Genomic DNA, 17,777 nt, shown 5'->3' with positions numbered 1-17,777 from the left:
CTGCCGCCAGCGTTCGTTCTGAGCCAGGATCAAACTCTCAGGTTTGATAAGAGTTGTCCCAGCCGTCACTGTCTCAAAGCTTGACGAGAATTTCTTCAGCATCCCCGGCCCGGCAAAAGCCCGAAAGTCCATGCCAAATGCCCGGCCCGCAATCCTGCGAACCCGGCGACCGAAAACGCCATGCCCTCCAGCCACGACGACCCGTCCGTCCCTTGCGAAACCAACAAACCGTCAAACAGACCGGAGAGACCATTCTCATCCAAAGAGAAGTCCGTGACGGCCAGGGCCATCTCACAAACTCATCCCATACCGGAAAGGATACCGGCAAGGATGAGCCGCAAAACCCGCGCCGCCCACGCTTCTCTTTCTTGTCTCCAATACCAACAATGTCAAAGATCACGGTCACGTCGAGGGACCGTCGGGTGAAAAGGCGTCGCCGCGTCACCACCCAATTTTGAAGTTCCGACCGAAGTCTGAAGAACCAGTTTCGAAGCGTTTCGGCTACCGTTGGGACGAACCGTCTGGCTCGCCGGCGGCGCCGTCGCCGTCGATGGGTGGCTTATAGGCCCTCCCCGTTTTGGAAGTCAACGGCTTTTTTCGAGAAAAATTCAGACCGGCTTTTTTTGCCTGAAATCGCCCGAAATCCATGGTTTTCCGTGGCTTGCGCCGTCATGGCGGCGTCATGCCGGAGCCTTCCCCGGCACGAATCGCGGCTCTTCGCCGGAAAAAATTCGGGCCCGATCCCGGTCGCTGCCGGCTGAACCCTGCCATCGGGCGGACGAAGCGCCGGCTCTGCGCGACGCGGCCGCGCACCGTCTGTTTTCCGGGTTGCCCCTCCCCTCTCGTCGATGGCCTCGGGCGGTTCGCGGAACGGCAGACGGGCGATCGCGGCGCGCGTCAGGCGGCGCCGGCGAGGAAGTCGGCGACCAGCTTGGCGTTGAGGACGACGATGACGACGGCGATCACCGCAGTGACGGCGAGCAGCCAGCGCGCCGGCATGTGGGCGCCCATGCGCGACTTCTGCGCCGAAAACAGCACCAGCGGCACGACGGCGAAGGGCAGCTGCAGCGACAGCACCACCTGGCTGAGCACCAGGAGCTCGGCAGCGCCCTTCTCGCCATAGGCGACGATGGCGAGCGCCGCCGGCACGATGGCGAGCCCGCGGGTGACCAGGCGCCGCACCACGATCGGCAGCCGCAGCCTCAGGAAGCCCTGCATGACGATCTGGCCGGCGAGCGTCGCCGTCACCGTCGAGGAAAGGCCCGAGGCGAGCAGCGCGACGGCAAAGAGCGTGGGCGCCAGCGCCGAGCCGAGCAGCGGCTCGAGCAGCGCATGGGCGTCGGTGAGGTCCTCGACCGCGCCGTTGCCGGTTGAGAAGAAGGCCGCGGCCGCGAGAATCAGGATCGAGGCGTTGACCAGGAAGGCGAAGCAGAGCGCCGTCGTCGAATCGATCGTCGCGTAGCGGATCGCCTGTTCCCGCCCCTTCTTGTCGAGCGCATAGGCGCGGGTGTGGAGGACGCCGGTGTGGAGATAGAGGTTGTGGGGCATCACCGTCGCCCCGAGAATGCCGAGGGCGAGGTAGAGCATGCGGTTGTCGGTGACGAGTTCCGGCGACGGCACGAGGCCGCCGAGGACGCCTGCGACGGAGGGATGGGCGAGTATCATCTGGCCGAGGAAACAGACGGCGATGACGAGGATCATCGTCGCGACGAAGGCTTCCAGCCAGCGAAAGCCCCGGCTCTGCAGGAAGAGGATGAGGAAGACGTCGAGGGCGGTGACGGCGACGCCCCAGACCAGCGGCAGGCCGAAGAGCAGCTGCAGGCCGATCGCCGTGCCGATGACTTCGGCGAGATCCGTCGCGACGATCGCCAGTTCCGCCAGCAGCCAGAGCGGATAGGACACGGCGCGCGGGAAATATTCGCGGCACGCCTCGGCGAGGTCCTTGCCGGTGGCGATGGCGAAGCGGGCGCAGAGCGCCTGCAGGAGGATCGCCATCAGCGAGGAGAGCAGCACCGCCGCAAGCAGCGTGTAGCCGAACTGCGAGCCGCCGGCGATCGAGGTCGCCCAGTTGCCGGGATCCATGTAGCCGACGGCGACGAGGAAGCCCGGGCCGAGAAACGCCAGGAAGCGCCGCAGCCCGCTGCCGCCGCCGACCCCGACGGAGCGATAGGCTTCGTCGAGCGAGGACTGCCCGCCCGCGGCAAAGCCCGCCGCCGATCCGTCGTCGATCCGTTCCTCGAAGGCCATCGTCTCTCCTTGCGTGGCGACGGCAGGGGCCGCCCCCACGCGAATCACCGGCGGTTCAGCTCTTTCCGGGGAGCGGGAACGCCGAAGCGCCCGCCCGCCCGGCCCGTCGCACCCGTCGCGCCCGCCGGCGGCGGGGCGCCGCGCCGAAGCTCTTCGCCACCATGGCACATAAGAATGATAATGGAAATCATTTGCAAGAGAGTTGACCTGGGCGTGACTGAGCGGCTGCTCCGCTGCAGCGACGCACGAGCCGCCGGGACATTCGGCGGGCGGCGAAACCGCCGAGCGGCCTCGGCGGTTGCCACGCCGGGCCGAACCGGGCAGGAGTCCTGCAACGAACGCATGAACGAGACGGCGCGACCACGATGGCCGAGACGACCGAACCGGGCGGAACCAGCGATCTGGAGGCGATCCTGCGCGAGGCCGGCCTCAGGATCACCCGGCAGCGGCGGGTGATCCTCGCCATCCTCGCGGAGGGCGGCGATCATCCCGACGCGCTTGCCCTGTTCCGGCGCGCCTCGCGCCAGGACGCAACGATCTCGCTTTCGACCGTCTACCGGACCATGAAGGTGCTCGAGGAGAAGGGGGCGATCCAGCGCCACACTTTCGAGGGCGGGCCGGCGCGCTTCGAACATGCCGACGGCCGCCATCACGACCATCTCATCGATCTCGATTCCGGCGCAGTCATCGAGTTCCGCTCCGAGAAGATCGAGAAGCTGCAGGAAGAGATCGCCCGCGAGCTCGGCTACGAGATCGTCTCGCACCGGCTGGAGCTCTATGGCCGCCGGCGCAAGTGAGCCGGCAGCGGGCGACGGGACGGCCCTGCATCGTCGAGGACGATCCGTCAGGCCGGCACCCGCACGTGCGGACCAATCCCCGAGACCTTAGAAGGGGCGGCGCACGAACCGCCGCCCCGAGGGGCCGGGAAAGATCCACACCATCTCCCGGTTTCTCATCCGGGATAGGTGGGACGCGCCGGCCTCCGCCGCCGTCAGACCAGCTTGGCGTCGAGGGTCACGGTGATCGCGCCGAGCGCCTTCGACACCGGGCAGCCTTCCTTCGCCTTCGCGGCGAGCTCGCCGAAGGTGCCCTCGTCGATCCCCGGCACCTTGGCCTCGAGGGTGATGGCGCTCGACTTGATGGCGAAGCCGCCGCCGTCCTGCTCGACGCTCACCACCGATTTGGCGTTCAGTTCCTCGGCGGGCGTGCCGTTCTCGGCGAGGAAGTGCGACAGCTGCATGGCGAAACAGCCGGCATGCGCCGCGGCGAGCAGCTCTTCCGGATTGGTGCCGGACTTGCCGCTCTCGTCCTCGAAGCGGGCGCGGAAGGAGTAGCCGTGCTTGTCGAGCGCCCCCGACTGGGTGGTGATCGAGCCGGTGCCGTCGGAAAGCGCGCCCTTCCAGACCGCCGTTGCATGACGTTTCATCAGGATGTCTCCCTGTCTCGTTTGCGGGTAGCCGGGCCGTCCCCATGTTTTGCAGGTTCCGCGGGACGGCGATGGCGCCGAACATGGTGCACGCATGAACCAAAGCGAGCCCTCGCCGCGCCGCTTTCGCGCGGCAAACGCTTCGTTCAAGGATCGGTGCTCTGATCTGGCCGGGAATGCGCGACCGCGCCTTTCGCGGCAAGAGCGGCGCGCAGAGCAAGACGGCCGGGACGGGACGGGGACGATGCGGCGATGAGCGAGACGATCCTGAAACATGCCACCGACGAGCTGCTCGCCGAAAAGGCCGCCTGGCTGGAGGCGCTCGCGGCCGAACGCAATGCCAGCCCGCACACCATCACCTCCTACGAGCGCGACCTGCGCCAGTTCCTCACCTTTCTCACCGGCTACAACGCCCGGCCCGCCGGCCTCGCCGACGTCGCCGATCTTTCCGCAGCCGAGCTGCGCGCCTTTCTCGCCGACCGGCGGCGCGACGGCGCCGGCGCCCGCTCGCTCGGCCGCAATCTTTCCGGCGTCAGGGCGTTTCTGCGGCATCTCGAGCGCAAGGGCCTCGTCTCGGCTGCCGGCGCCCGGGCGATGCGCGCGCCGAAGGCGCAGAAGTCGCTGCCCCGGCCGCTTTCCGTCGCCGCGGCCCTCGAGGTCGCCGAAGAGGCCGGCAGCTTCGCCCTCGAACCGTGGATCTCCGCCCGCGACGTCGCCGTGCTGACGCTGCTCTACGGTTGCGGACTGCGCATCTCCGAGGCGCTCGGCCTCGACGGTGCGGCGCTCGCCGATCCGGCGGCCCGGGCGATGCCGATCGCCGGCAAGGGCGGCAAGACGCGGATCGTGCCGCTGCTTCCCGTGGTGCTCGAAGCCGTCGCCGAATATCGCCGCCTGTGCCCCTTCGCGCTGACCGGGGACGCGCCGCTGTTTCGCGGCGCCAAGGGCGGGCCGCTGCGCCCGCAGATCGTCCAGCGCAACATGGCGCGGCTGCGCGGCGCGCTCGGCCTGCCGGCCTCGGCGACGCCGCATGCCCTGCGCCACTCCTTTGCGACGCATCTCCTCGCCGCCGGCGGCGACCTTCGCACCATCCAGGATCTCCTCGGCCATGCCAGCCTCTCGACCACGCAAGCCTACACGGCGGTCGATTCCGCCCGGCTGATGTCCATCTATCGCGAGGCGCATCCGCGGGCCCGCCGCCGCGGCTGAGAGCGCTCGCCGCCGGCCGGACACCTGCGCGGCGCGCCCGGCGGACGACGGCGAAACCCGAAGCGAACCATACCGACGAAAGCGATAGATGCCCCCCGTGATCCGCGCCGCGAAGGCCCTTTTGGGCCGTCTTTTCCGCTTCATCCCCCACCTTGCCGCCGGCCTCGTCGCGGCGGGCCTGCTTTCACCGTCGCAAGGCTTCGCGGCACCCGCGGACTGCCGGGGAAAGAGCTTCGTTCCGGCACTTCGCGCCGACGGCAGGCTCGCCGCCGTCGAGGCCAAGGCCGCCGCCGTCCCGAACGGCGAAGGGCGGTTCTACCGCATCGAGGCGGCAGGCGCCGCGCCCTCCTTCCTGCTCGGCACCATGCATCTCGGCGACCCGCGGCTGCTGCGCCTGCCGGCGCCGATCCGCGAGGCCTTCGCTCAAAGCCGCAGCCTCGTCATCGAGACGACCGACATCCTCGACCAGAAGAAGATGGCCGGCGCCCTCTTCGCCGACCCGGCGCTCACCACCTTGCCGGACGGCAAGACCCTCGACGACTATCTGACGCAAGCCGAGAGAGAGAAGCTCGCCGCGACCTTGTCGAAGAAGGGCGTACCGCTGCAGGCGGTCGAACGCCTGCAGCCCTGGTTCCTGTCCTCCGGCTTCATGCTGCCGGACTGCCAGAAGCAGACGATCGAGGCCGGCGTGCCGCTGGTCCTCGACACCAGCCTCGCCGGTATGGCGAAGGCCGCGCAAAAGCCGGTCGAAGGGCTCGAGACCGCCCTCGAACAGTTGCAGTCGATGGCCGCCATCCCGATTAAACAGCAGATGGACGGCTTCGTCGCCCTGATCGCCGCGGAGGACGAACTCGACGACATCTTCGAGACGATGATCGAGCTCTATCTCGCCGGCGACGTTTCGACGATCGTTCCGGCGATCGAGGCGGCGGTGCCGGAGGGCGGCATGATGGTCGGCACCGGCGAGGGCTACGGCGCCTTCGAGGAGAAGGTGATCACCGAGCGCAACGGCCGCATGGCCGAGCGCCTGGTGCCGCTGCTCGGCAAGGGCGGCGTCTTCATCGCCGTCGGGGCGCTGCATCTGCCGGGCGAGAAGGGCCTCGTCGCCCTGCTGCGCCGGCGCGGCTACGCGGTGACGCGGATCGACCTCGCCGCGCCCGCGCCGCCAGGCAAGGCGGTGAGCGACGAGGCTCCCGAAGCGGACGCCGCCACGCCAGGACCGCCAAAGGCCGCAGCGCCGGATTCCGCGCCCGCCGATGCGGCCGACACCAAGAAGTGATTCGCCCGCGACGAGGAAGCGATTGCCTGCGGCCGCGCTGTGCGTAGCATCGGCAGCGTCGAAACCGCAGATGGAGACCACCTCCGATGAAAGCGTTTCTCGCATCGACGGCCGCCGCCGGCCTCGTCCTCGCCGCCGCCTCCGGCGCGTTCGCCTGCAACTTCAAGAGCAACGTCTCGGCCGAGGCGCCGATGACGCCGATCGTCACCGCCGACCAGAAGACCGACGCGCCGCCGCCGAAGTTGCCGGCCGGCGAGGAAAAGAAGGGCTGAGGCCCCGGCCCCCTTCGCGGCCCGACCTCGGTCGGCGGTCCTTCGATACCGACATCTGCGACAGCGTTTCCACGAGACGGCAGCAAATGTCGGGATTGGGCCGCGCGGCGGTCTGACGCGGCAAGCGGCGACGGGTGATCGCGCCCGCATCGGCGCCCGGCGGCAGCAGGGATTCCGCGGCACGGCCGGGGATTGTCCTGCCGACGTCAGACGTTGGCCGCCGCCTGCAATGCCACAGGCGCCGGGCGATCAGCAGGGCGGCCCGTCGACAGCGGGTCGAAGGGCTTCAGCGTCATCCGGCCGTCCGGCCAGGCGGTGAGCACCGAGGAGGGCGGCACCAGATGCCAGTCCTCTTCCGCCTCGTCGGACGGTTCCGAGGCGATCACCGTGCCCCGGCCCGACGCCGTTTCGATCGCCCGCCAGTAGAGCGACGGCGGCTGGCCGTCGTCGGCCCAGCGGCAGGCCGTCAGGCAGCTGCCGTCGGCATGAACGGCCGCAAAGCGGATCGTCGCCGTGTCGTCGCGCCCGCAGGGGCCCCGGGTCTCGCCCGTTGCGCTGCCGGGTTGCGTGCGGATCTGCGGAACCGCCGCGCCGAGATCCAAAGGGGCGGCGCCTGCGGCGAAATCAAACGCTGGATCGAGAGGCGCCGGATCGAGAGAGGCTGCACCGAGAGCCATCCCGGCGGCGGTCGCGGCCGTGTCCGCTGCGTCGCCGATTCCTGCCGCGTCGCGGATCGCGGCGATCGCCGAAAGGGTTTTCGCCAGCGCGCCGGCCGCATCGCCGGCAAGGCCGGCCCGCCGCGAGGCGAGGAAGATCGCCTCGGAATCGGTCGAGCCCTGGCGCAGGTGATAGAGTTCGTCGGGTATCAGCGCCTCGACCCGCCGCCGCAGCAGGGCGTAGCGGCCGATCTGGCCGTTGTGGGTGAACAGCGCCCGACCGTCGGTGAAGGGGTGGCAGTTGGCGGTCGAGACCTCGCCGCTCGTCGCCGCCCTGACATGCGCCATGAACAGCGGCGAGCGGATCTGCCGGCACAGCGAGACGAGATTGGCGTCGGACCAGGCCGGGACCACCGAGCGGTAGAGCCCCGGCTCGTGCCGCTCGCCATACCAGCCGATGCCGCTGCCGTCCGCATTGACCGGCGTGCGCGCCCGCCGCGCCGCCATCGACTGGGCGATCAGCGAGGCGCGCGGCTCGACCAGCAGGCTGTCGAGGAAGACCGGCGGACCGGCATAGGCGAGGAGTCGGCACATGGTCGGCGGCGGGGTCGGTCCGTTGCACGATGGGGGCGCAGTGGAAAGTCCAGGGTCGATCGACGGAGTTTGCGCAACGATCTTGGCGCCGGGCTGACCTCGCCACCGAGGCTGCCGCCGATCCGCCCACGGGCGGCCGGCGAGTTGCGGGGGCGAAGCGCGCCGCGCCGGCTCAGCACCCGCCGGTTCAGCGCCCGCCGGCGGGATCTCCCGACGCGCCGTCGCCGCACGAAGCCTCGGCGGCGAGTTGCTCGACGATCCGCGCGACCTCTGCCCGCGCGGCCTCGATGCCGCGGGAGGTGTCGATCACGAAATCGGCGCGGGCGCGTTTTTCGGCATCCGGCATCTGCTTTCGAAGGATCGCCTCGAGCTTCGCCTCGCTCATGCCCGGCCGCTCCATGACGCGACGGCGCTGCACCTCCGGCGGCGCCGAGACGACGACGACCCGGTCGCAGCGCGCCTCGGCGCCGGTCTCGTAGAGCAGCGGGATGTCGAGGATCGCGGCCCGGGCGCCGCTGACGCGCGCGGCGTCGAGAAAGCCGCGCTCGGCCTCTCCGACCAGCGGATGGACGATCGCCTCGAGCCGCTTCAGCGCCGCCACGTCGCCGAGGACGCTGCCGGCAAGCAGCGCGCGGTCGACGACGCCGTCCACCACCGTGCCGGGAAAGGCCGCCTCGACGAGCGGCGCAGCGGCGCCGCGATAGAGACGATGCACCGCCTCGTCGGCGGAATGGACCGGCAGGCCCGCCTCGGCGAACAATCCCGCCGTCGTCGACTTGCCCATGCCGATCGAGCCGGTGAGGCCGACGACGATCACCGCGGCGAAACCTCTTCCTCGTTGACGACGAGGGCGATCAGCCATTGGCCGGAGAGGTCGTTGCGCCGCAGCGCGTAGCGGCAGGTGAACTCCATCGCCGGGTCGCCGTCGGCGCGCTCCTGCGTCCAGGACAGGGCGACGAAAGCGGCGTTGCCGGAGGCGCTGGCGTCGAGGATCGCAAATTCCGAGCGGACGATCTCCTCGCTCTCGAAGACGTCGAACAGCGCCTCGACGTTCTCGGCGAGTTCCTCCGCATCGGCGAAGACCGTCCCCTTGCCGAGCTGCCAGATCGTCACCGGATAGGCGAAGCAGTCCAGCACCGCGTTGAGATCGAAATCCCCGAAACCCTCGGCATAGCGGGCGAACAGATCCTCGACCGCCATGCGGAAGCCTGACGGCCGCTCGCCGCCTGCCGCGCTCCACATCGTCATAGTCCGCTCTCCAGATCCTCGACCAGCCGCGCCCGCAGCGCCTCACCGACGCTCGGCCGCCGGCCGAACCAGCGCTCGAAGCCGGGCACCGCCTGATGCAGCAGCATGCCCAGCCCGTCGGCGAATCTGAGGCCGCGAGCTTCGGCGGCCTTGAGCGTCGGGGTCATCAACGGCTTGTAGACGATGTCGGTGACCATCGCGTGGTCGGCAAGCGCCGACAGGTCGGGCAGTCTTTCGGGGAAGAAATCCGGCGTCTCGTCGTCGGGGTCCTTCTCGGGAACCGGCGCGGTGTTGACGAGTAGGTCCGCCCGGCCGAGGAGCCCGGTCCTTTCCGCCTCGCCATGGCCGCTGACCCGGCCGGGAAACAGGGCGTCGAAGCGTTCGGCGAGGTCGACCGCCCGGGAGGGGGTGCGATTGACGATCGCCACCTTCGTCACCCCGCGGGACAACAGCGCATGGACGACGGCCCGCGCCGCACCGCCGGCACCGAGCACCAGGGCGGTCCCGGCATCGCTCCAGCCGGCGAGCCGTTCGTCGAGATTGGCGGCAAATCCATAGGCATCCGTGTTGCCGCCGACGAGCGCGCCGTCCTCGAACCACAGCGTATTGACCGCGCCGATCGCCTCGGCGTCGCCGTCGCGGCGCGAGACCGCGGCAAAGGCCGCCACCTTGTGGGGGATGGTCACGTTGCCGCCGACGAAACCGCTGTCGCCGAGCGTTTCGAAGAACTCCTCGATCTCCTCGGGCGGGACGCCCTTGCGGACATAGGAGCCGGCGAGCCCGAATTCCTGCAGCCAGGCGGAATGGATCGCCGGCGAACGCGAATGCCAGACCGGCCATCCGGTGATGAAGGCCCGCGGCCCGTCGGTCTCGGCCGGCCGGCGCGCCGGGTCGAAGATCGATCCCGCGCCGCGCGGCCTGTCGGCGCCGCTGACATAGGGCGCCGGGGTCCACTCGTTTTCTTCGTCAGCCATCGATTTCCCCCCTTCGTCTCAATTCTTGGAGCAGCGGCAGGATCGGCAGGCCGATGATGGTGAAATAGTCACCCTCGATCTCCTCGATCAGCTGCACCCCCTCCCGCTCGATCTGGTAGGCGCCGACGCTGGTCAGCGCCCGGGCTCCCACCCCGGCGAGATAGCGGCCGATGAAGCCCGGCTCCAGTTCCCGCATGGTGATCCGGGCGACGGCGACGTGGCGCCAGGTCACGCTGCCGTTCTCGACCAGCACCACGGCGCTGTTCAAGGTGTGGGTCCGGCCGGACAGCGCCAGCAGCGTGCGCCGCGCCTCTTCCATCGTCGCCGGCTTGTGGAACACCGCGTCGCCCAGCGCCAGCGTCTGGTCGGCGCCGATGACGATCTCGCCCGGGTGGCTGGCCGCGACGTCGCTCGCCTTCGCCTCGGCAAGCACCGCCGCGACGTCCTCCGGCGTCGCGCCGCTGTCGCGCAGCGGCGCCTCGATCGAGCGCTCGTCGAGCTCCGACGGTCGCACGGTGAAGTCGACGCCGGCATTCTTCAAAAGCTCGCGGCGATGGACGCTGCCGGAGGCGAGGACGATGCCTTTGGGCATGATGTTTGGCCTTTTAATCAAATCTTCACGGCTCGGGTGCTTGATAGCGCAAGCCGGCGAACTCTGAAGGGCTGGCGGACTCGATTCGCCCTCCCGGCGCAAGGGGAAAAGGCGAATTCGCCCGGGATTCTCTTCGGTCTGTGGGCAACGACGGGGCAACTTCGCCCGGTACGCGGCGGGCTCGGCGCCCCTGTTCATGGACCCGTCGGTTTTCCACATGTCACGACGGCGGGGGCGCTGTGAACGCGCGGAGGCGAATCTGTGCCGAACCGCCGTCAAGGGTTAACCGCTCGTTAATGCTTCCTCCCGTGCCGGCGCATCGCATGCGGCGTGTCTAACCCGCTGTCCGGCCTTGCCGATCGCCGACCGTCCCCAGATCTCCCAGGTGCCACCCCGCGCCGCGGCAGGAGCGTGGCCGGGCGGCTCGCCGAATCCGCGGAATTTGGCGCTGCGTGTGAATCCCGGCTATCCACCGACTCAAAGAATCATCATCTCTTTTAAAAATGGATTCTTGAATGATTGGGAGAACGCCGCCGATGGAACAGCGAAAGCTCATGCGCGTCCTAAAGGGCGAGACGGTCTCCCCTCCTCCCGTCTGGCTGATGCGCCAGGCCGGACGCTACCTCCCCGAATATCGCGAGATCCGGGCGAAGGCCGGCAGCTTCCTCGAACTCTGCTACGATCCGGACTTCGCCACCGAGGTGACGCTGCAGCCGATCCGGCGCTTCGGCTTCGACGCGGCGATCCTCTTTTCCGACATCCTCGTCATCCCCGACGCGCTCGACCGCGGGCTGCACTTCGTCGCCGGCGAGGGGCCGAAGCTGACGCCGCTGCGCGAGGACGAGGTGGCGCGGCTCGACCCGTCGCGGGCCGAGATCCATCTCGCCCCGGTGATCGCGACGGTCGCGCGGCTGCGCGAGGAGCTTCCCGCCGAGACGGCGCTGATCGGCTTCTGCGGCGCGCCCTTCACCGTCGCCACCTACATGATCGCCGGCCACGGCACCCCCGACCAGGCGCCGGCGCGGCTGTTCGGCTATCGCCATCCGGAAGCGATGGAGAAGCTGCTCTACCTCCTCGCCGAGATGAGCGCCGACTATCTGATCCGCCAGCTGACCGCCGGGGCGGACTGCGTCCAGATCTTCGATTCCTGGGCGGGCGTCCTCGACGAGGCATCGTTCGAAGCCTATGCCGTCGGGCCGGTCCGGCGCATGGTCGAAAAGGTCCGTGCCGCCCGGCCCGAGGCGAAGATCATCGGCTTTGCCAAGGGGGCCGGGGCGTTCCTCTCCACCTATCGGGAGAAGACCGGCGTCGACGCCGTCGGCCTCGACTGGCAGGTGCCGATGCAATTCGCCCGGACGATCCAGGCCGGCGGTCCGGTGCAGGGCAATCTCGACCCCCTGCGGCTGATCGCCGGCGGCAGGGCTCTCGACGAGGGCGTCGACCGCATCCTCGAAAATCTCGGCAGCGGGCCGCTGGTCTTCAATCTCGGCCACGGCATCACGCCGGACGCGCCGATCGCCCATGTCGAGGCGCTGCTGAAGCGGCTGCGGGGATAGGGTCGGGCCGCCGGCCGCCGTGCCGCGGCGCCGGCTTTCGTCGCATCACGACGCGAGGCATCACGAGGCGAGGCAATCGTGCTGCATTGCGAAGCAGCGGCTTTGCAAGGCGCCGCCCGTGTGGTCTGGTGGCACTCGCCCCGTGACGGCGGCGATGGTCGCTGCCGACGGCACCTTGCGGCCAGCATCGACGCGGCCGAGGGAGCGACGACGATGCCATCTCCGGAAAAGCCCCCAGCCGCTGCCGTCCCTGCCGAAGCCGGCCCCGCCCGGACGGCGGAGCACCCGCTGTCGCGGCTGCGCGAATTCACCGAGGCGCGGATCGGCCTCGGACGAAGCGGCGCCGGGCTGCCGACGGCCGCCCGTCTCGATTTCGCCGAGGCGCATGCGCGGGCCCGCGACGCGGTCCACTCGGCGTTTGAGGCGGCGGCGATCGCCGCCGAACTCGACGCTGCCGGCCACCCGACCCTCTGCGTTGCGAGCGAGGCCGAAACCCGAGCGACCTATCTGCGCCGCCCCGATCTCGGCCGCAGGCTGTCGTCGCGGTCGCGCGAGACGCTCGAGGCCGTGCCGGGCGCGCCCTTCGATCTTGCCGTCGTCGTCGCCGACGGTCTGTCGGCGACCGCCGTCAACGGCCACGGTGCGACCGTCGCCCTCGGCCTCCTCGCCGCCCTGCCGCCATCCTGGAACATCGCTCCGGTGGTGATCGCGGAGGGCGCGCGGGTCGCTCTCGCCGATCCGATCGGCGAAGCGCTGTCCGCCCGCCTCGCGCTGATTCTGATCGGCGAGCGGCCGGGGCTTTCGGCAGCGAACAGCCTCGGCGCCTATCTGACCTTCGGGCCGAGGCCCGGCCGGGCCGATGCCGAGCGCAACTGCGTCTCCAACATCCGGCCGGGCGGCCTCAGGCCGGAAGTCGCCGGAAGGAAGCTGGCCGACCTCGTCGTGCGGGCGGCCGAGCTCGGCCGTTCCGGCACGGCGCTGAAGGACGACGCCGACGACCGGCTCGAGGTCGCGGGAGCCGCCGCCCCGGCGCTTTCCGGCGACGCGTCGGGGTGACCTGTCCGTCGGCGAAAGTGGCGGGCCGCGTCCGTCCACCGAAAATTCGCCCCGTCGCGACCTGTTCAGATTGACAGCACTTTCTCTTGGTGCCTCAATCCTCATCAGATGTGGGATGCGGCACGGACCGGAGAAGACGTCATGGCGACGGAAAAACATGGCATCGCCTATATCGCGGCGGAGGCCGGCTATTTCGAAAAGCGCGTGCTGCGCAAATATGCCGGCGTCTGGTCGCTCTGGGCGCTCGGCGTCGGGGCGGTGATCTCCGGCCAGTATTCCGGCTGGAACCTCGGCCTCCACTCCGGCGGCTGGGGCGGCATGCTGATCGCGACGATCATCATCGCGGTCATGTATCTCGGCCTCACCTTCTCGATCGCCGAAATGTCGCCGGCGCTGCCGCACACCGGCGCCGCCTATTCCTTCGCCCGCACGACGATGGGACAGTGGGGCGGTTTCGTCACCGGCCTGTTCGAAAACGTCGAATACGTGCTGACGCCGGCCGTCGTGGTGTTCTTCATCGGCGCCTATCTCACCGGCATCTTCGAAACGCCGACCGCATTCCAGCCGGTCTGGTGGATCCTCGGCTACGTCGTCTTCGTCGGGCTCAACGTCACCGGCGTCGAGCTCTCCTTCAAGGTGACGGTGATCGTCACGCTGCTCGCCCTCGCCGTCCTCCTGGTATTCTTCGTCTCGGCGATCCCGTTCTTCGACTTCTCGCGCTGGGCGCTGAACATCGGCCCCGGCGGCACCGAACTGCCGGAGGGCAACGGCCCGTTCCTGCCGATGGGGATCGCCGGGGCCTTCGCGGCGATGCCCTTCGCCGTCTGGTCCTTCCTCGCCATCGAGCAGCTGCCGCTGGCGGCCGAAGAATCCGCAGATCCCAAGCGCGACATGCCGAAGGGCATCATCCTCGGCATGCTGACGCTGATCCTCACGGCCTTCCTGATCCTCTTCCTCAACCCGGCGCTGCCCGGCGTCGGCTCGTTCAAGCTCGGCTCCTCCGGCGAGCCGCTGCTCGACGGCTTCCGCGCGATCTACGGGTCCGGCCTCGCGAAGGTTCTCGCCTTCGTCGCGATCATCGGCCTCGTCGCCTCCTTCCACACCATCATCTTCGCCCAGGGGCGGCAGATCTATTCGCTGTCGCGGGCCGGCTACTTTCCGCCGTTCCTGTCGGTCACCCACGACAAGCGCCGGACGCCGCACGTCGCGATGGTCGCCGGCGCCCTCGTCGGCCTCGCGATCATGCTCGCTTTGTTCTTCGGCCTCGGCGCCGACGCGGGCTCGGCGGTGATCGGCGGCACGCTGCTCAACATGGCGGTTTTCGGCGCCATGTGCTCCTACATCGCCCAGGCTGTCTCCTTCATCCTCCTCAGAAGGAACCACGCGGCGATCGAGCGGCCCTACCGCTCGCCCTTCGGCATTCCCGGAGCGGTGCTGACCATCGTCATCGCCGTCGTCACCCTCGGCTTCCAGCTCTCCGACCCGGTCTATCGGGCCGGCGTCCTCGGCGTCGCCATCTGGTTCGCCATCGGCATCGTCTATTTCGCCTTCGTCGGCCGCCACCGGCTCATCCTCTCGCCGGAGGAGGAGTTCGCCCTCGACCATGCCGGCAAGCCGCGCGACGGTGCTCCCGCCGGCCGGCCGGCCGGGGCGGCGTAAGGCCGGAGCCCGCGCAGCCGTCTCGGTCTTCGGCGCGGCGAGGGCTCCTCGCCGCGTCGGCGGCGTTTCATGCCCCGCCGTCCTGGCGCGAATCCCGCGGACGGTCGTCCGGCGCCGAGCGCGCCCGCGACTTGCGAGCACGCGCCCCGCGCCGGCGGGGCTTACAATTTCGCAATTCCCGTCACATCTACGCTCGACGCCGGGACGCCGGCGACGAGGCGAGGAGATTTGCGTGGGTTTCTTGGACGTGGGTACCGCGGGCAGCGGCGGCGGCAGCGGGACGGTTCCCATGTGGATATGGCTCGCCACGATCGCCGGCTTCGCCGGTCTCTTCCTGTTCGATTTCCTCGCCCATGTGCGCAAGGCGCACGTGCCGAGCTTCAAGGAAGCCGGCGTCTGGTCCCTCGTCTACATCGCCCTCGCCTGCGTCTTCGGCGGCGGCGTCTTCCTGTTCTGGGATCACGTCCACGGGGTCGAATTCTTCGCCGGCTTCATCACCGAGAAGAGCCTTTCGGTCGACAATCTCTTCGTCTTCGTCATCATCATGAAGTCGTTCCGCGTGCCGGCGGAGGACCAGCAGAAGGCGCTGCTCGTCGGCATCCTGCTGGCGCTGATCCTGCGCGGCATCTTCATCGCCGTCGGCGCGGCGGCGATCGAGCGTTTCGCCTGGGTGTTCTACATCTTCGGCCTCTTCCTCCTCTGGACCGCCTGGAAGCTCGCCAAGGAGAGCTTTTCCGGCCACAAGAAGAGCGACGAGGACTACGAGCCCAACGCCGTCGTGAAGTGGTTCCAGCGCCACCTGCGCGTCACCAGCGAGTTCCACGGCAACGCGATCGTCGTCAGGGAAAGCGGCAAGCGCGTCTTCACGCCGATGTTCATCGTCATCGTCGCGCTCGGCATGACCGACATCCTGTTCGCCCTCGATTCGATCCCGGCGATCTACGGCCTCACCGACGCGCCCTACATCGTCTTCACCGCCAACGCCTTCGCCCTGCTCGGGCTGCTGCAGCTCTACTTCCTGCTCGGCGGGCTGCTCGACCGGCTGGTCTATCTCGGCGTCGGCCTGTCGCTCGTCCTCGGCTTCATCGGCGTCAAGCTGATCTTCCACGCGCTGGAGGAGAACTCCCTGCCCTTCGTCAACGGCGGCCAGCCGGTCGAAGGGCTTCCGCACATCTCGACGCTGTTCTCGCTCGCGGTGATCATCGGGATCCTGGCGATCACCACCGTTGCGTCTCTGTTGAAGAGCCGGTCGATGGCGGGCTTCTCCGACCGCACGTCCAGCTAGTGGTCCGATTCCGACATTTGGCACCGTCCTGTGGAGACCATGCAGCAAATGTCGGAATCGAAAGACCACTAGTCAACTTTATGATTATAGTGGATTTTTTGAATTTGACATTTGATACGACGCCTCACCCGATCGGGACTCAATTGTCAAATTCGATCCACTAGCTCCGCGACCTCGACACGTGGCCGGCCGCCCGGCCGCGTGCAACCCGCATGGGCGGTGAAATTCCGGAAGGCAACCTGATATTGCAGCTTTGCCGGGGTGGCCTCTTGCGTGCGGCTTCCGGCTCCGCTATATGACGAGGGAACTCGCGCCTTCCCAAGGCAGGGGACCGGTTTCGACCGATACGCCTCATCCGCCGGATTTCCATCTCGGCTACAGCGATTTCCTTTCCCACCTGACTTGCCCCGTCCGATCAGCGAGATCGGACCGAGAGCCAAAGAGCATCAGCCCCCTCGATGAAACTTCAGGACCTGAAGAACAAGAGCGCACCCGAACTCATTGCGTTCGCCGAAGAGAACGGCGTCGAGAACGCCTCCGTCCTGCGCAAGCAGGAGCTTCTGTTCGCCATTTTGAAACAGCTCGCCGCCCAGGAAGTCGAGATCATCGGCGAAGGCGTCGTCGAGATCCTCCAGGACGGCTTCGCCTTCCTGCGTTCGCCGGAAGCCAACTATCTGCCCGGCCCCGACGACATCTACGTCTCGCCCTCGCAGATCCGCAAATTCCAGCTGAAGACCGGCGACACCGTCGAAGGCCCGATCCGAAGCCCCAAGGAAGGCGAGCGCTACTTCGCCCTCCTCAAGGTCAACACGATCAATTTCGACGACCCGGAGAAGATCCGCTACAAGAGCCACTTCGACAATCTGACGCCGCTCTATCCGAACGAGCGCTTCCGGATGGAGCTCGAGGATCCGACCTCGAAGAAGGACCTGTCGGCCCGCGTCATCGATCTCGTCGCGCCGCTCGGCAAGGGCCAGCGCGCGCTGATCGTCGCGCCGCCGCGCACCGGCAAGACCGTTCTGTTGCAGAACATCGCCCATTCGATCACCGCCAACCATCCCGAGTGCTACCTCATCGTGCTCCTGATCGACGAGCGGCCGGAAGAAGTCACCGACATGCAGCGCTCGGTGCGCGGCGAGGTCGTCTCCTCGACCTTCGACGAGCCGGCGAGCCGCCACGTCCAGGTCGCCGAGATGGTGATCGAAAAGGCCAAGCGCCTCGTCGAGCACGGCCGCGACGTCGTCATCCTGCTCGATTCGATCACCCGCCTCGGCCGGGCCTACAACACCACCGTTCCCTCCTCCGGCAAGGTGCTGACCGGCGGCGTCGACGCCAACGCCCTGCAGCGGCCGAAGCGCTTCTTCGGCGCGGCCCGCAACATCGAGGAAGGCGGATCGCTGACCATCATCGCGACGGCGCTCATCGACACCGGCTCGCGCATGGACGAGGTGATCTTCGAGGAGTTCAAGGGAACCGGCAACTCGGAAATCGTGCTCGACCGCAAGGTCGCCGACAAGCGCACCTATCCGGCGATGGACATCCTCAAGTCCGGCACGCGCAAGGAGGACCTCCTCGTGCCGCGCCAGGAACTGCAGAAGATCTTCGTCCTGCGCCGCATCCTGTCGCCGATGGGCACCACCGACGCCATCGAGTTCCTCAACGACAAGCTCAAGCAGACCAAGACCAACGCCGACTTCTTCGATTCGATGAATACCTGAGGGGTCGAC

General features: G+C 68.4%; 17 protein-coding genes. 9 read left to right on the top strand and 8 right to left on the bottom strand.

Annotated elements, in window-relative coordinates; translation table 11 throughout:
- Positions 1-95: 95 nt before the first annotated feature.
- Positions 96-290, bottom strand: a complete 195-nt coding sequence (locus J1C47_RS22010) for a hypothetical protein (RefSeq protein ID WP_207352963.1) — start codon at positions 288-290, stop codon at positions 96-98.
- 607 nt (positions 291-897) lie between these two features.
- A complete protein-coding gene (locus tag J1C47_RS22005) occupies positions 898-2,247 on the bottom strand; it encodes an Nramp family divalent metal transporter (RefSeq protein ID WP_207352962.1) in 1,350 nt (449 codons plus the stop codon).
- A gap of 365 nt (positions 2,248-2,612) precedes the next feature.
- On the opposite strand from J1C47_RS22005, the gene J1C47_RS22000 reads away from it, so the two are divergent.
- Complete coding sequence (locus tag J1C47_RS22000; protein WP_207352961.1) at positions 2,613-3,044, top strand: Fur family transcriptional regulator; 432 nt, start codon at positions 2,613-2,615, stop codon at positions 3,042-3,044.
- Positions 3,045-3,238: 194 nt separating this feature from the next.
- Here J1C47_RS22000 and J1C47_RS21995 read toward each other — a convergent pair whose 3' ends face one another.
- Positions 3,239-3,673 (bottom strand): OsmC family protein, encoded by a 435-nt coding sequence (locus tag J1C47_RS21995; RefSeq protein ID WP_207352960.1) that lies wholly within the window; start codon positions 3,671-3,673, stop codon positions 3,239-3,241.
- 252 nt (positions 3,674-3,925) lie between these two features.
- Here J1C47_RS21995 and J1C47_RS21990 point away from each other — a divergent pair, with 252 nt between their 5' ends.
- From J1C47_RS21990 to J1C47_RS21980, 3 genes are all read left to right on the top strand, one after another.
- Complete coding sequence (locus tag J1C47_RS21990; RefSeq protein WP_207352959.1) at positions 3,926-4,879, top strand: tyrosine recombinase XerC; 954 nt, start codon at positions 3,926-3,928, stop codon at positions 4,877-4,879.
- Between the two features lie 121 nt (positions 4,880-5,000).
- On the top strand, positions 5,001-6,158 hold the full coding sequence (locus tag J1C47_RS21985; RefSeq protein ID WP_245396743.1) for a TraB/GumN family protein: 1,158 nt from the start codon (positions 5,001-5,003) through the stop codon (positions 6,156-6,158).
- Between the two features lie 86 nt (positions 6,159-6,244).
- Positions 6,245-6,430: a hypothetical protein gene (locus J1C47_RS21980; RefSeq protein ID WP_207352957.1), complete on the top strand. Its 186-nt coding sequence runs from the start codon at positions 6,245-6,247 to the stop codon at positions 6,428-6,430.
- 206 nt (positions 6,431-6,636) lie between these two features.
- Here J1C47_RS21980 and J1C47_RS24255 read toward each other — a convergent pair whose 3' ends face one another.
- The 5 genes from J1C47_RS24255 to J1C47_RS21955 form a co-directional block, all read right to left on the bottom strand.
- Positions 6,637-7,680 (bottom strand): class II glutamine amidotransferase, encoded by a 1,044-nt coding sequence (locus J1C47_RS24255; RefSeq protein WP_207352956.1) that lies wholly within the window; start codon positions 7,678-7,680, stop codon positions 6,637-6,639.
- A 187-nt stretch (positions 7,681-7,867) separates the two neighbouring features.
- Positions 7,868-8,497: a dephospho-CoA kinase gene (coaE, locus tag J1C47_RS21970; protein ID WP_207352955.1), complete on the bottom strand. Its 630-nt coding sequence runs from the start codon at positions 8,495-8,497 to the stop codon at positions 7,868-7,870.
- Positions 8,494-8,928 carry a hypothetical protein gene (locus J1C47_RS21965; RefSeq protein ID WP_207352954.1) on the bottom strand — a complete coding sequence of 145 codons (435 nt, stop codon included), beginning with the start codon at positions 8,926-8,928 and terminating at the stop codon, positions 8,494-8,496. The genes coaE and J1C47_RS21965 overlap by 4 nt, the downstream gene beginning before the upstream one ends.
- Positions 8,925-9,902: a shikimate dehydrogenase gene (locus J1C47_RS21960; RefSeq protein ID WP_207352953.1), complete on the bottom strand. Its 978-nt coding sequence runs from the start codon at positions 9,900-9,902 to the stop codon at positions 8,925-8,927. Before J1C47_RS21960 ends, J1C47_RS21965 begins: the two co-directional genes overlap by 4 nt.
- The gene (locus J1C47_RS21955) at positions 9,895-10,494 is read right to left on the bottom strand and encodes a Maf-like protein (protein WP_207352952.1); all 600 of its coding nucleotides are present in this window, start codon (positions 10,492-10,494) and stop codon (positions 9,895-9,897) included. The genes J1C47_RS21960 and J1C47_RS21955 overlap by 8 nt, the downstream gene beginning before the upstream one ends.
- Positions 10,495-11,030: 536 nt before the next feature.
- On the opposite strand from J1C47_RS21955, the gene hemE reads away from it, so the two are divergent.
- The 5 genes from hemE to rho all read left to right on the top strand — a co-directional run bounded on the left by hemE (position 11,031) and on the right by rho (position 17,768).
- On the top strand, positions 11,031-12,050 hold the full coding sequence (gene hemE, locus J1C47_RS21950) for a uroporphyrinogen decarboxylase (protein ID WP_207352951.1): 1,020 nt from the start codon (positions 11,031-11,033) through the stop codon (positions 12,048-12,050).
- Between the two features lie 213 nt (positions 12,051-12,263).
- Positions 12,264-13,106, top strand: coding sequence for an ethanolamine ammonia-lyase subunit EutC (eutC, locus tag J1C47_RS21945; protein WP_207352950.1), 843 nt, complete (start codon positions 12,264-12,266; stop codon positions 13,104-13,106).
- A gap of 141 nt (positions 13,107-13,247) precedes the next feature.
- Positions 13,248-14,765, top strand: a complete 1,518-nt coding sequence (locus J1C47_RS21940; protein WP_207352949.1) for an amino acid permease — start codon at positions 13,248-13,250, stop codon at positions 14,763-14,765.
- Between the two features lie 289 nt (positions 14,766-15,054).
- Complete coding sequence (locus J1C47_RS21935; protein ID WP_207352948.1) at positions 15,055-16,050, top strand: TerC/Alx family metal homeostasis membrane protein; 996 nt, start codon at positions 15,055-15,057, stop codon at positions 16,048-16,050.
- Between the two features lie 458 nt (positions 16,051-16,508).
- Positions 16,509-17,768, top strand: coding sequence for a transcription termination factor Rho (rho, locus tag J1C47_RS21930; RefSeq protein WP_207352947.1), 1,260 nt, complete (start codon positions 16,509-16,511; stop codon positions 17,766-17,768).
- Positions 17,769-17,777: the final 9 nt, after the last annotated feature.

It is taken from the genome of Jiella sonneratiae (genome assembly GCF_017353515.1).
Taxonomy (GTDB): Bacteria; Pseudomonadota; Alphaproteobacteria; order Rhizobiales; family Rhizobiaceae; genus Jiella; species Jiella sonneratiae.
Note: the sequence above shows the minus strand (reverse complement) of the source record. Positions and strands in the feature narration are given on the sequence as shown.

Coding starts and splice junctions, on each gene's coding strand:
- J1C47_RS21960 (WP_207352953.1), bottom strand. CDS start 9,902: ATGGCTGACGAAGAAAACGAGTGGACCCCGGCGCCCTATGTCAGCGGC.
- J1C47_RS22010 (WP_207352963.1), bottom strand. CDS start 290: ATGGCCCTGGCCGTCACGGACTTCTCTTTGGATGAGAATGGTCTCTCC.
- hemE (WP_207352951.1), top strand. CDS start 11,031: ATGGAACAGCGAAAGCTCATGCGCGTCCTAAAGGGCGAGACGGTCTCC.
- J1C47_RS21980 (WP_207352957.1), top strand. CDS start 6,245: ATGAAAGCGTTTCTCGCATCGACGGCCGCCGCCGGCCTCGTCCTCGCC.
- J1C47_RS21935 (WP_207352948.1), top strand. CDS start 15,055: ATGTGGATATGGCTCGCCACGATCGCCGGCTTCGCCGGTCTCTTCCTG.
- rho (WP_207352947.1), top strand. CDS start 16,509: ATGAAACTTCAGGACCTGAAGAACAAGAGCGCACCCGAACTCATTGCG.
- J1C47_RS22005 (WP_207352962.1), bottom strand. CDS start 2,247: ATGGCCTTCGAGGAACGGATCGACGACGGATCGGCGGCGGGCTTTGCC.
- J1C47_RS22000 (WP_207352961.1), top strand. CDS start 2,613: ATGGCCGAGACGACCGAACCGGGCGGAACCAGCGATCTGGAGGCGATC.
- J1C47_RS21990 (WP_207352959.1), top strand. CDS start 3,926: ATGAGCGAGACGATCCTGAAACATGCCACCGACGAGCTGCTCGCCGAA.
- eutC (WP_207352950.1), top strand. CDS start 12,264: ATGCCATCTCCGGAAAAGCCCCCAGCCGCTGCCGTCCCTGCCGAAGCC.
- J1C47_RS21965 (WP_207352954.1), bottom strand. CDS start 8,928: ATGACGATGTGGAGCGCGGCAGGCGGCGAGCGGCCGTCAGGCTTCCGC.
- J1C47_RS21995 (WP_207352960.1), bottom strand. CDS start 3,673: ATGAAACGTCATGCAACGGCGGTCTGGAAGGGCGCGCTTTCCGACGGC.
- J1C47_RS24255 (WP_207352956.1), bottom strand. CDS start 7,680: ATGTGCCGACTCCTCGCCTATGCCGGTCCGCCGGTCTTCCTCGACAGC.
- J1C47_RS21955 (WP_207352952.1), bottom strand. CDS start 10,494: ATGCCCAAAGGCATCGTCCTCGCCTCCGGCAGCGTCCATCGCCGCGAG.
- J1C47_RS21940 (WP_207352949.1), top strand. CDS start 13,248: ATGGCGACGGAAAAACATGGCATCGCCTATATCGCGGCGGAGGCCGGC.